Here is a 13,226-nt window from a genome sequence, read left to right as displayed (position 1 = left end):
GCCGCTTGCCATGTCCATCAAAACACTTTTGCTGCTGGCCGTTCTCGCCCTTATTGTCTCCTCGGCGCACGCCGGGCCGGCGCCCGGCCGCGACCTCAGGGTCATCGTTGTGGGCGGCAACAGCAACTATCCTCCGTACCAGTTTCTGGACAAAACCGGCGAGCCTCGCGGCTTCATCGTGGACCTGACACGGGCCATCGCCAGGGTAATGGGGATGCAGATCGAGATCCGCCTTGACGATTTCGGCAAGATTCTCAAGGAGCTCGACAGCGGTGAGGTTGACATGCTGGAAGGGCTCTCGTATTCCGATGCAAGGGCCCAGGAATACGATTTCTCCACCCCCCATTCCATAATAGTTCAGGCCATCTTTGCCAGAAAAGGGACGCCGGCGGTGAAAAGCCTGGAAGAGCTCAAGGGGAAAAAGGTGCTGGTGCATAGCGGCGGCGGCATGCACAGCTACTTTCAGGATAAGCACCTCGATGCGGACCTGGTGCTGACCGGCAGCCCCCGGGAGACGCTGCAGCAACTGGCCGCTGGGCGCTGCGACTACGCCGTAGTGGCCCTGCTCCCCGCCATGTATATCATCCGCGAAGAGAAGCTTTCTAACCTGGTGCCGGTAGCCACCAACGTGGCGCCGCAGCGGTACTACTGCTACGCGGTGAAAAAGGGTAATGCCGAGCTGGTGGCCCAGATGAACGAAGGGCTCTCTATTCTCAAGAAAACGGGGGAATTCAACGAGATCTACGACAGGTGGATCGGGGTGCTGGAGCCGCAGCGCACCTCCTGGCTCGACGTGGCCAAGTACGCGGCGCTGGTCGTGATTCCCCTTTCCCTGGTCCTGCTGGGTACGGTGCTCTGGTCCTACTCGCTGCGCAGGCAGGTTGCGCAGCGTACCGAGTCGCTTTCCAACGCCCTGGCGGAGCTGCAGAGAAACCAGCAGCAGCTGGTGCAGGCGGACAAGATGGCTGCGCTGGGTATCCTGGTCTCAGGGGTGGCCCACGAAATCAACAACCCCACCGGAATCATCCTGATGAACATGCCTACGCTGAAGAAGATTTTCCGCGACGCGGAGTTGATCCTCGACCGTTACCAGGAGGAAGAGGGAGAGCTGACCCTGGGGGGGATCCGGTATCAGCGGGTGCGGCAGGAAGTGCCGCTGATGCTGGACGAGATGCAGGATGGCGCCGAGCGGATCAAGAAGACCGTCGAGGATCTGAAGAACTTCGCCCGCAAGGATGACGAGGCCCGCAAGGAGCTGCTGGATTTCAACCAGGTGGTGCAGACGGCGGTACGCCTGGTGGACGTCGCGATCCGCAAGTTCACCAACAATTTCAGCGTCGATTATGCCGAAGCTTTGCCTGCCGTGTTCGGAAACGAACAGAGGCTGGAGCAGGTGGTGGTGAACCTGGTCATGAACGCAGGGCAGGCTCTCCCCGACCCCAGCCGCGCCATCGCGCTTCAGACAGGGTACGATGCGGGGAACGGCAGGGTCCTGCTCACGGTCCGTGACCAGGGGAGCGGGATCTCGCCTGAGCACCTGAAGCACCTCACGGACCCTTTCTTCACCACCAAGCGCGAGAGCGGGGGAACCGGGCTGGGGCTCTCCATCTCCGCCAACATAATCAAGGACCACGGCGGCGAAATCGCCTTCGATTCGCGCCTAGGGGAGGGGACCACGGTCACCCTTTCCCTGCCGGGTGCCGTGGCAGGGAGCAACAATGGACAGTGAGCTCTACCCATCCTTCCGCGTGCTGCTGGTGGACGATGAACCGGCCTGGCTCCGCTCGCTCTCCCTGGCGCTGGAGAGCAGCTCCGGAATCACCAACGTGGAGTGCTGCAGCGACAGCCGGAAGGTGCTGGAGATCATCTCGCAGGGGGAGACCGGCCTGGTTCTCCTCGACCTGACCATGCCGTATCTCTCTGGAGAGGAACTGCTGATCCAGATCGCCGAGCGCTTTCCCGCGGTGGCGGTGATTGTGGTCAGCGGCCTGAACCAGGTGGGCAAGGTGGTGAACTGCATGAAGCTGGGCGCCTACGATTACTACGTGAAGACGGACGACGAGGAGCGGATCGTCTGCGGCGTCCAACGCGCTATCAAGCACCTGGAACTGCAGCGCGACAACAAGGAGATGACGCGGCGCTTCGTCTCCTGCGAGCTGCAGCATCCGGAGGCCTTCCGTGCCATCTGCACGGCGGACCGCGCCATGCAGGCCATCTTCGCCTATATCGAGGCTGTGGCCGTAAGTCCGCTCCCGCTCTTGATCACCGGCGAGAGCGGCTGCGGCAAGGAGCTCCTGGCCCAGGCCACCCACCGGTTGAGCGGCTGCCGGGGTGATCTGGTGGCGGTCAACGTGGCGGGCCTGGACGACACCGTTTTCGCGGACACCCTCTTCGGGCACGTCCGCGGCGCCTTCACCGGTGCGGAAGGGGTCCGCCGCGGCATGATAGAGGCGGCCACGAACGGAACCCTGTTCCTCGACGAGATAGGGGATCTGAGCATCGCATCGCAGGTGAAACTCCTGCGGCTGCTCCAGGAGGGGGAGTATTTCCCGCTCGGCAGCGACCAGCCCCGGCGCCTCAAGGCGCGCATCGTGGTGGCGACCCACCAGAACCTTGAGGCCAAGGTCGCGCAAGGGAGCTTCCGGCGCGACCTGTTCTACCGGCTGCGCACCCACCACGTCGAGGTACCGCCGCTGCGCAGCCGCAAAGGGGACATCCCGTACCTGCTCGACCTGTTCCTGGAGCAAGCCGCGAAGATGCTGGAGAAGAAGAAGCCTACGCCGCCTCCTGGGCTGGTGCAGCTCCTTTCCACTTACAGCTTTCCGGGTAACGTAAGGGAATTCAAGGCGATGGTGTTCGACGCGGTCAGCACCCACAAGGAGCGCATGCTCTCCATGGATTCCTTTATAAAGGCGATCGGCGCCGCCGGCGGAGGCGTTGCGGAGCGGGTACCAGACCAGAACCCCTTTGCAGGCTTCGAGCCTCTGCCGACCTTCGCCAACGCCGCCAACTACCTCCTGGAGGAGGCCATGAACCGCTCCGGCGGCAACCAGACGCTGGCCGCACGACTGTTGGGGATCTCCCAACCATCCCTATGGAAACGCCTGAAGCTCGCCCGCGGCTGAACCCCTATTGCCGGAGTCTATAGCTATAGACTCCGGCAATACCCCCCCCCAACTTTCCGGAATCACAGCATTTCGAAGCAGCAGCACCCAACCCCCCATAGCCTGGGTCTATACCCTTTATCCGCAGCCCCTTCCCCCGTTTTGTCCAATTGTCCTGCAATTATAGGTAGTTATTCCTTTCGCTCTCCGTTGGTACCGATCCTGCTCTAATTAAGACCAAAAGCAATCACAGGGCTGCGCCCTGAAATCCGAAGGAGAGGATCATGAGACAGCATACGGCAGTGGCAATGGCAGGTTTTCTGGCGGCGATGGCTGTAGGGCACGATGTCCAGGCGAAGAGCCTTGAGGACATCTTGAAAGAGAAAGGGGTCATTACTGAAGCGGAGTACAAGGAAGCGTCTAAAACTAAGCCTTACGATTACAAGCCGGGGAAAGGTTTGGTTTTCACCTCGCCGGACCAGAAGTTCCAGGTGCAGCTTGGCGGGCAGATTCAGGCGCAATACGAATTCGACAACTACGAAGCCTCCAACAAGCAGGACGTGAGCCAGTTCAACCTGCGGCGCGTCAAGACCCTCCTGAGCGGCTACGCCTTTACCAAGGACCTAACCTACAAGGCGACCTACAACTGGGCCAACGTGGTGAAGGACAATACCAAGGCCATGGAAGAAGTGAACATGAAGTACCGCGTCGCAGACGAACTGCAGATCATGCTGGGGCAGGAGAAGATCCAGTATTCCAGGCAGTGGATCACCTCCAATACGGCCCAGCAGTTCGTCGACGGCTCCTTCGTAAGGAATGCCTTCATGCAGGGGTACGATACCGGCATCAACCTGCACGGCGATCTCTGGAAGGGGGTGGTGAAGTACGATGCGGGCCTGTTCGGAGGCGCCGGCCAGAACACCAAGAACAAGACCAACGACAACGCCTACAACTTCAGGCTTGCCTTCAATCCCTTGGGCGACATGAAGTACGGCGAGGGGGACTTGGAGCACTCCGAGAAACCCCTGGTTTCCCTGGGAAGCAGCTATTACCTGAGCACCTTGAAAAAGACGGTCTCCGGAACCGGAAGCACGGCGACCTCCGCCATCGACAACAACAATTCCAATTTCGTGACCGACAGCAACGGCTGGCTGGGCACGGCGGTGAAAGGGAAATACTTTGGAACTGCGGCTGCCGAGAAGATCTCCGTCGACTCCTGGGAAGCTGACTTCGCCTGCAAGTGGCTTGGCGCCTCCTTGCAGGGTGAGTACTTCTGGGGCAAGGCGCAGGGCGAGGCCTCGGGCAAGGAACTTATCGCGAAAGGAGCGTACGTGCAGGGGGGCTACTTCGTGATACCGAAGCGCCTGGAGCTTGCGGTCCGCTACGCCTGGCTGGATCCCAACCGCGAGCTTGCCAGCGACGAAGTTTCGGAAATCCAGGGAGGGGTCAACTACTTCCTCTACGGCAACAACCTTAAGATCCAGGGCGACGTGGGCAGGCGCCACACCTACAAGACCAAGACCGACGACCTGGTGGCGCGCGCCCAAGTGCAGCTGCTCTTCTAGGGCCTGCCCCGACTGCGGTAAAGCAAAAATTACAGGAGAGAAAAAATGAAACTCAAGAATATGGTAAACGCACTGCTTTTATCGGCAGCCCTGCTGATCGCGGTCCCCACTGCCTGGGGGGGGGAGCCTGCGAAGGGAGCCTTCCTGGCCGGCATGCACAAGAAAAACAAGGTAGCCTGCGCCGACTGCCACGGGAAGTCCCTGACTGTAGACGACAACGAAACGGCTCTGAACAAGAACTGCAAGGGTTGCCATGGCGGCTTCAAGGACCTTGCGGCAAAAACCAAGGGGCACATCAACCCGCACGCCTCGCACCTGGGGGATACCAACTGCACCGCCTGCCACAAGGGGCACGTCGCCTCCAAAGCCTACTGCAACTACTGCCACAGCTTTGCGATGAAGATCCCCGCGATGGGGAGCGAGAAGGAGTCGAGCGACAAGAAGTGGGTGCAGGAAACGGCCCGGGAGAAAAAGGAAGCGAAATCGGCGCGGACCGAATCCGCCGACGTGGTCGTGATCGGCGCGGGCGGCTCGGGGTATGTCGCTTCCATAAGCGCCCATGACGCAGGGGCAAAGGTCATCCTTTTGGAGAAGATGCCGATTACCGGCGGCAACAGCATGCTGGCTGCCGGCGGGATCAACGCGGCCAGGACCCGCTACCAGGAAAGGCTTGGGATGCACGACGACCCGGCCGAGATGGTGAAGGAAACCATGAAGGGGGGGAGGGAGAAAAACGATCCCGAACTGGTTAAGGTTCTCGCCTACAACTCTGCCGACGCGGTCGACTTCCTGGTTTCTTTGGGCGCGGACATGACCGACCTGGTGCGCTCGGGGGGCGTCGCGGTGGATCGAACCCACCGCCCGGTCGGTGGGGCGGCGGTAGGGCCGCACCTGATCAAGGTGTACCGCGACAATGCTGCCAAGAGAAACCTCGATGTCCGGGTCAACTCCGAGGTGGTGCAGATACTCTCCGACGGCCAGGGGCGCGTCACCGGCGTCCAGGTCAGGGGCAAGCACAGCGGGCTCTACACCATCAAGGCCAAGGCGGTGATCGACACGGCAGGAGGCTTTGCCGCGAACAACGAACTGGTCGGCTTCTACAAGCCGCAGTTCAAGGAGACCGCCTCCTCGAACCAGCCGGGTGCTACCGGCGAGGGGGTCGCCCTGGCGGAAAAGATCGGCGCCAAGGTGATCGACATGGAGCAGATCCAGATCCATCCGACCATGGGAGGCGAGACCAAGGTCCTCATCTCCGAGACCGTGCGCGGAAGCGGGGCGATCCTGGTGAATCATGCCGGCAAGCGCTTCGTGAACGAGTTGACCACCCGCGACAAGGCCTCCGCCGCCATCTTGGCGCAGCCTGAGAAATCGGCCTTCCTGGTGCTGGGCGAGGAGATCCGCAAGAGCAACGTTCAGATAGACGGCTACATCGTGCTCGGCCTGGTGCAGGAGGCGGACAGCGTGGCCGCCCTTGCGGCCAAGATGGGGGTCTCCGCCGACGCGCTTGCGGCTACGGTGGACGCCTACAACAAGGCGTTCGCGGCAAAGAAGGACCCCGAGTTCCAGCGCCAGGACCTGCCCAGGGCGATAAACGGACCCAAGTACTACTCCATCTGGGTCAAGCCGGGGCGCCACCACACCATGGGCGGCGTGAAGATCAACACCGAGGCCCAGGTAATAGGCAAGGACGGTAAAGCGATGACCGGCTTCTACGCTGCGGGCGAAGTGACCGGCGGCGTGCATGGCTGGAACCGCCTGGGCGGCAACGCCATCACCGATACCGTGGTGTTTGGCAGGATCGCCGGCAACAACGCGGCACGCTATGTCAAGGAAGCTAAGTAAGGCAGGCCTGTGGAAAGGGCGCCCTGCGCTGCGCGATACGCAGGGCGCCCAACCTGGAGTGCCGGAGCGCTGCCTCCACCTCGGGCGCCCCAGGCGGCCGTCACGAGCCAATGAGGAACCCGGCATGAAGAACGAAAATCTGTTCAAGTCGCTGTTTCTGATAAATTTTGCTACAAGCCTGGGTTTCGGCATAGCGGACGCCTTCTTCTCCACCTACCTATTCAGCCTGGGCGGGCGCGGAATCCTGCTGGGGCTGCCGCTCCTTCTTTTCTCACTCTCCAAGATCTTGTTCAGTCCTTTAATGGGCGCCTGTGTGGACCGCTTCGGCCCGAGGACCGCCGTGACGCTGAGCCTTACCCTCTACCTGCTGGTTTCACTTGGCTACCTTTTCGGTTCGGGCCTGGCGCTCGTCACGCTGCTGCGCCTGGTTCAGGGGGTGGCCTGCGCCATGTTCCGCCCGGTGATGCTCTCCCTGGTCGGGGCCGCGAGCAGTACAAAAGGGGAGGGGCGAGCTGCGGGGACCTTCGACATCTCCTTCTACCTGGCCGTCGGGGTCGGGCCGCTTCTGGGCGGGGTGCTGCACGACCAGTGGGGCTTTTACGGCATCTTCTCCAGCCTGGCGCTGCTGTGCCTGCTGGCGCTTGCGGTTGCGCTGGGGGGTATCCCTTCCCTGCGCGGCACGGCGATCCCCTCCGGGAAACGAACCATCCGCGTGACACTGCCGGCCGCCCTTGAGGCGGCGCGCCACCGTCTCATGAGGGGGCTGTTGGTCTTCATCTTCGGCCGGGGGTGCGGAATCTCGCTTCTGGCGGGGTTCCTTCCCATCCTGCTGAACGCGCGGCTTGGTCTCAACGGCGCCCAGACCGGCATGGTGCTCGCCTCAAGTACCCTGGTGATCACCTCGCTGCTGCGTCCGGTCGGCCGGCTCTCGGACCTTCTTCCCCGCAAATCACTGGTGCTCATTGGTGGTGTCTCTGTGTCGTTGCTCTACTTCCTGATTCCTGTGGCACAGGGTTTCCACCAGGTACTTGTGTTGGGGGGAGGGATAGGGCTATGCAGCGTGCTCTCCCAGCCTGCCAGCACCGCGCTCCTTTTGGAGCAGGGGGAACGTCACGGGACGGGGCTGGCAGTCGGGATCTTCAACACCTCGCTTAACCTCGGGTTCGTGGCTGGACCGCTTTTGGGGGGATGGCTGCAGAACCGTTTCGGGCTCACTGCCGTCTTTTACGCCGCCGGCTGGATTGGCCTGGCGGCAGTTGGACTCTTCGCTGCCAGTACCGTGGCGTGGGAGAAAAAGAGCGCCATCGGGTCGACTTGCTGAAATTCCTGCGGGAGCGGCTTTCCGTGCGACCGCGCAAGTCAGTCGCAGAGCAAGACCGCTCCCGTTTGATCATCCTGGCTATCCCTCACTCCTTGATTTTCTTGTCGATGCCGGCGCGGCCGTCGTCGCATTCGTCCTCGGGCTGGCCGGGGCGGCTGTAGCGGGGGTCGCTGGTGGCGCTTACGCATACCGGCGCTGGCTCCTCGGTGGCCCCGGCCGCGGCGGGAACATGGTCGTGGCTCCGCCCTCCCTCTTTCGGGACGTCGCCTGCGCTCGGCTGCCAGTCGGCCATTTCCCTCAGCACCCGGAAACGCTCCCTCGCCTCCTGCTCCATCTGCTGGCGCAACTCGCGCGCGACCTCTGGGTTTTGCTTCTCGAGGGCCTGGTAGCGCACCTCGCCCGAGAGGAACTCGGCCAGGGAGCCGTCCGGCTCTTTCGATTCCAGTATGAACGGGTTCTTCCCTTCCAGCTTCAGAAGCGGGTTGTAGCGGTACAGCGGCCAGTAGCCGCTCTTCACCGCCAGCTTGCTCTCCTCGATCGATTTCCCCATCCCTTTCCTTAGCCCCTGGTTGATGCAGGTGGAGTAGGCGATGATAAGCGACGGGCCGGGGTAGGCTTCCGCCTCGGCGAGCGCCTTCAGGGTCTGGTTCTTGTCCGCGCCTATGGCGATCGAGGCAACGTAGACGTAGCCGTAGGTCATTGCCATGCGCCCGAGATCCTTCTTGGAGGTCCGCTTTCCGGCCGCGGCGAAGCGCGCTATGGCGCCGAGCTGGGTGGCCTTCGAGCACTGCCCGCCGGTGTTCGAGTAGAGCTCGGTGTCCAGCACCAGGAGGTTCACGTCCTCGCCGGTGGAGATGACGTGGTCCAGGCCGCCGAAGCCGATGTCGTAGGCCCAGCCGTCGCCGCCGTAGATCCAGATCGATTTCTTGGTGAAGAGGTCGGCGGAGGCCAGGATCTGCTGCAAAAGCTCGTTGTTGCCGGCCTGCGGCAGGAGCGCCTTCAGCCGGTCGCCGTGGCGCCGGGAGAGTTCCGGGTCCATCATCCCCTGCAGCCAGCCGGAAAGCTCCTCGCGGAGCTCCCCGTCGGGGAGGCTGTTGACAGCGTGGCGCACCTGGTCGGCCAAAAGCGCGCGCCGCTGGGAGATCGCCATGTGGTAACCGAAGCCGAACTCGGCGGCGTCCTCGAAGAGCGAGTTGTTCCAGGCCGGGCCGTGCCCTTCGGCGTTGGCGCAGTAGGGGGAGACCGGCGCCGAGGCGCCCCAGATGGAGGAGCAGCCGGTGGCGTTGGCTACCATCATCCGCTCGCCGAAGAGCTGGGTGACGATCCGTGCGTAGGGGGTCTCGCCGCAGCCGGAGCAGGCGCCGGAGAACTCCAGAAGCGGCTGCTGGAACTGGCTCCCGATCACGGAGCTGCGCTTCATCAGATGCCCCTTCGGGGAAAGGGTCTCGGCGAACCTGCGGTTTTGCTCCTGTACCTCGGACTGGGTGTCGATCGGCTTCATGACCAGGGCGGGGACCTTGGCCGGGCAGATGTCGGCGCAGTTGCCGCACCCCATGCAGTCGAGTGTGTAAACCTGGATCCGGAAGCCGTGCCCCTTGATCTCCTTGGCGTTCGCGGGGATGGTCTCGAAGCTCCCCGGGGCGCGGGAGAGTTCCTCTTCGGTCGCGAGGAAGGGGCGGATCGTCGCGTGCGGGCAGATGTAGGAGCACTGGTTGCACTGGATGCAGTTCTCCTTGATCCATTCCGGGACGTTGATGGCGACGCCTCGCTTCTCGAAGCGTGCGGTGGAGAAGGGGAAGACACCGTCGGGGGAGAAAGAGGAGACCGGGAGGTCGTCTCCCTTCTGGCGCAGGATGGGGAATACCATCTCGCGCATGTAATCGGGCATCTGCTGCGAGAGGCGGAAGTCCAGCCCGTTTTGGTCGTCGGCGTCGCGCCAGGACTCCGGATAATCGATCTGCACCAGGCTCTGCACCGCGAGGTCGACGGCGCCCAGGTTCATCTCGACCACCTGGTCACCCTTGCGGCCGTACTCCTTGCGGATTGAGTCCTTGAGGAGCTCCACGGCCCGCTCGAAGGGGAGCACCCCAGAGAGCTTGAAGAAGGCGGTCTGCATGATCATGTTGATGCGGCCGCCGAGCCCGGCGGCGGAGGCGATGCGGATGGCGTCCACGTTGTAAAGGCGCACCTTCTTCCTCGCGATGTCTCGCCGCATGCTCGCGGGGAGGTGCCGCTCCATATCCTCCACCGTGTTCCAGGGGGAGTTCAACAGAAAGGTCCCACCCTCCTTGATCCCCTCCAAAAGGTCGTAGATCTGCACGTAGGGCGCTTTCTGGCAGGAGATGAAGTCGGCAGCGTCGACGAGGTAGGTGGACTGGATCGGGCTTTCGCCGAAGCGCAGGTGGGAGACGGTGATCCCGCCCGACTTCTTGGAGTCGTAGGAGAAGTAGGCCTGCACGTAGAGGTCGGTGTTGTCGCCGATGATCTTGATCGCTGCCTTGTTGGCCCCGACGGTGCCGTCCGCACCCATCCCCCAGAAGCGGCACTGGATGGTTCCCTCCGGCGTGGTGGCGAGGGTCCCCTGCGCCGGGAGCGAGCTGTGGCTCACGTCGTCGGTGATCCCCACGGTGAAGTGGCGCTTGCCCGGCGAGCCGTTCATGTTGTCGAAGATGCTCTTCACGTGCACCGGCCGGAACTCCTTGGAGCCCAGCCCGTAGCGCCCGGCGTAGAGTTCGGGAACCGCGCCGCCGCGCTCCATGAAGGCGGTGCAGACGTCCTGGTAGAGCGGCTCGCCCAGAGACCCCGGCTCCTTGGTACGGTCGAGCACCGTGATCTTGCCAGCCGACGCCGGGATCACCGAGAGGAGCGCCCCAGCGTCGAAGGGGCGGTAAAGCCTCACCTTGACGAGCCCCACCTTCTCGCCGGCGCCGTTTAGGTAGCGCACCACCTCCTCGGCGGTCTCGCAGGATGAGCCCATGGTGACGATGACCCGGTCCGCCTCGGCGTGCCCTATGTAGTCGAAGAGACGGTAGTGCCTGCCGGTCAAAAGCCTCACCCTGTCCATGGTCTGGGTCACCACGGCGGAAAGCGCCTGGTACATGGGGTTTGCCCGCTCCCTCCCCTGGAAATAGATGTCGGGGTTCTGGGCCGTGCCGCGCAGCTCCGGGTGTTCCGGGTTCATCGCCTTGGCGCGGAAGGATGCCAGCTTCTCCCGGTTCAAAAGCCTCGCCATCTCCTCGTACTCGATCACCTCGATCTTCTGCACCTCGTGGGAGGTTCGGAAACCGTCGAAGAAATGCAGGAACGGGATGCTCCCCTCCAGGGCCGCCAGGTGCGCCACCAGGGCCAGGTCCATCACCTCCTGCACCGAGGAGGAACAGAGCAGGGCGAAGCCGGTGGGGCGGGCCGCCATCACGTCCTGATGGTCGCCGAAGATGGAGAGCGCGTGGGTGGCGACGGCGCGGGCCGAGACGTGGAACACGCCCGGGAGCTGCTCGCCGGCGATCTTGTACATGTTGGGGAGCATGAGCAAAAGCCCCTGGGAGGCGGTGAAGGTGGTGGTGAGGGCTCCGGCCGCGAGCGACCCGTGCACCGAGCCTGCCGCTCCCGCCTCCGACTGCAGCTCCTTGATGTTCAGCACCTGCCCGAAGACGTTCTTGCGCCCCTGCGCCGCCCATTCGTCGGCTACCTCCCCCATGGTGGAGGAGGGGGTGATCGGGTAGATGGCAGCGGTCTCGCTCAGCGCGTAGGCGACGTGCGCCGCCGCGGTGTTGCCGTCCATGGTTTTCCTGGTTCCGCTCATTGCTCATTCCCCCTTGTCAGAGATGGCCCACCCGCTTTCGCCCCATCATGGGGATGACGGGCACTCGTTAATAATGAAGTTTAATATGCTATCACTAATTTTTTTAAAGTGAAGGGCGCGACAAGGCTTAGGGGTACTGCAAAAGGGGGAATCGGGCGTTTGATTCAGGTGGGGTTCAGACCGTGGTGGAAAACTGGGGCGGGGGCGCCAGGGAGAAATGCCGGAAGATCCCCTCGATGAAATCGAGGAGGGCGGGGTCGAGCGTGCATTCGCGCCTGAGCACCAGTCGCCGGGGGCGGGAGGGGTCGAACCCCTGGACCTGATGCGAGATGAGTTCGCCCCGCTCAAGGGAGGAGGCGACGATGCTGCGGGAGATGAAGGTGATGCCGTCGCCGGCCATGACTGCCCTGATGATGAAGGGGATGTCGTCGAAGAACACCGTGTTGCTGAATTCCGCCGCGTCTCTCCCGAGAGTTTGCATGCTCTTCTCCAGGAAGCGCCGCGCGCAGCAGCCGCTTTTCTTGCAGTAAAGGCGCTGCGAAAGCAGGGCGTCGACCTCCACCAGCGGGGCATCTATGCCGTACCCCGGGGCGCTGACGAAGACCATCTCGTCGTCTGGGAGGGGATAGGAATCGAACTCCTGCAGGTCCAGGTCCTCGCAGTACTCGATGAGCACCAGGTCGAAGATCCGTTCCCTGAGCCCCTTCAGTGCCCCCTCGGGCATATCGAACACGAATTGCAGCTCGGTGTTCTGGGAACTGTCGGCCATGAACCGGGTGAAGATGTCGGGGAGATAGGATATGCCGAAGGGGGGCGTGCAGCAGAAGGAAATCTTTTTCTTCTGTTTCAACGCCTGTATCTGGTGCACGAACTCCTGTTCCAGCTCCAACAGTTGGCGCGCCTTCTCGATAAGGAGTTCCCCGACAGGTGTCGGCTTCAGCACCGGGCCGCTACGGTCAAGAAGCAGGTGGCCGTAACGATCCTCAAGGATCTTTATGCGCCGTGAAACCGCGGACTGGGTCACACACAGGGTCTCGGCGGCTTTTGAAAAGCTGCCGCATTCCACTGACTCGATGAGCGTTTTGAGGTTTACCAGATCCATTCAATGCTTTCCGCTGGAGAGGGTATGCAAGAGTGTCATGATTTTATGAGAATCTTTCGTTTGAGTATATTGCAATTATTCCTATAGCATTGCAACACGAATCGTGCGGGTTTCACGGAGGGAGGGGCGCATTGCTTCAACCTTCAGGTGTACTGGCATAAAATTGCCCACCTATAATTGGTATGCGTTAAACGCATGGCTCTATGCGAAACTTTCGCTTAAGCATTCTGTCATAAACCCGAATCAGAATCCAACGATAACTCAGGAGTTTTTTGAAATGCTGTATGTGCAATTACATCGCAGTTATAGCTACATGCAGTTTCTCTCTCCACTTTGTCCTCGTGACAGTCTATCGCGAAAACAATTTTTAAATTAATACTCAATAATAATGTCTCTCACTGCAAGCTTGACAGCAATTGTATTTATTTTTAACTTGTGGTTCATAATTTGATTGAGCAAATGATTGGAAAGGAGGGCAAGGCTCACAGCT

7 protein-coding genes are annotated in these 13,226 nt (G+C 61.8%); 5 read left to right on the top strand and 2 right to left on the bottom strand.

Annotation, left to right across the window (positions count from 1 at the left end):
• Positions 1-10: 10 nt before the first annotated feature.
• From GEOBRER4_RS19845 to GEOBRER4_RS19825, 5 genes are all read left to right on the top strand, one after another.
• Positions 11-1,729: a transporter substrate-binding domain-containing protein gene (locus GEOBRER4_RS19845; RefSeq protein WP_185243682.1), complete on the top strand. Its 1,719-nt coding sequence runs from the start codon at positions 11-13 to the stop codon at positions 1,727-1,729.
• Positions 1,719-3,125, top strand: coding sequence for a sigma-54-dependent transcriptional regulator (locus GEOBRER4_RS19840; protein ID WP_185243681.1), 1,407 nt, complete (start codon positions 1,719-1,721; stop codon positions 3,123-3,125). The genes GEOBRER4_RS19845 and GEOBRER4_RS19840 overlap by 11 nt, the downstream gene beginning before the upstream one ends.
• A gap of 263 nt (positions 3,126-3,388) precedes the next feature.
• A complete protein-coding gene (locus tag GEOBRER4_RS19835; RefSeq protein WP_185243680.1) occupies positions 3,389-4,669 on the top strand; it encodes a porin in 1,281 nt (426 codons plus the stop codon).
• A 45-nt stretch (positions 4,670-4,714) separates the two neighbouring features.
• On the top strand, positions 4,715-6,511 hold the full coding sequence (locus tag GEOBRER4_RS19830) for a flavocytochrome c (RefSeq protein ID WP_185243679.1): 1,797 nt from the start codon (positions 4,715-4,717) through the stop codon (positions 6,509-6,511).
• Positions 6,512-6,635: 124 nt separating this feature from the next.
• The gene (locus GEOBRER4_RS19825; protein ID WP_185243678.1) at positions 6,636-7,832 is read left to right on the top strand and encodes an MFS transporter; all 1,197 of its coding nucleotides are present in this window, start codon (positions 6,636-6,638) and stop codon (positions 7,830-7,832) included.
• An 85-nt stretch (positions 7,833-7,917) separates the two neighbouring features.
• Here the strand turns inward: GEOBRER4_RS19825 and nifJ are convergent, their stop codons facing one another.
• Positions 7,918-11,634 carry a pyruvate:ferredoxin (flavodoxin) oxidoreductase gene (gene nifJ, locus GEOBRER4_RS19820; protein ID WP_185243677.1) on the bottom strand — a complete coding sequence of 1,239 codons (3,717 nt, stop codon included), beginning with the start codon at positions 11,632-11,634 and terminating at the stop codon, positions 7,918-7,920.
• A 175-nt stretch (positions 11,635-11,809) separates the two neighbouring features.
• Entirely contained in the window at positions 11,810-12,736 is a 927-nt protein-coding gene (locus tag GEOBRER4_RS19815; protein WP_185243676.1) for a LysR family transcriptional regulator, read from the bottom strand.
• Positions 12,737-13,226: the final 490 nt, after the last annotated feature.

Origin of the sequence: Citrifermentans bremense, from assembly GCF_014218275.1 — a bacterium.
Taxonomy (GTDB): domain Bacteria; phylum Desulfobacterota; class Desulfuromonadia; order Geobacterales; family Geobacteraceae; genus Geomonas; species Geomonas pelophila.
This window is presented reverse-complemented; position numbering and strand designations above follow the sequence as displayed.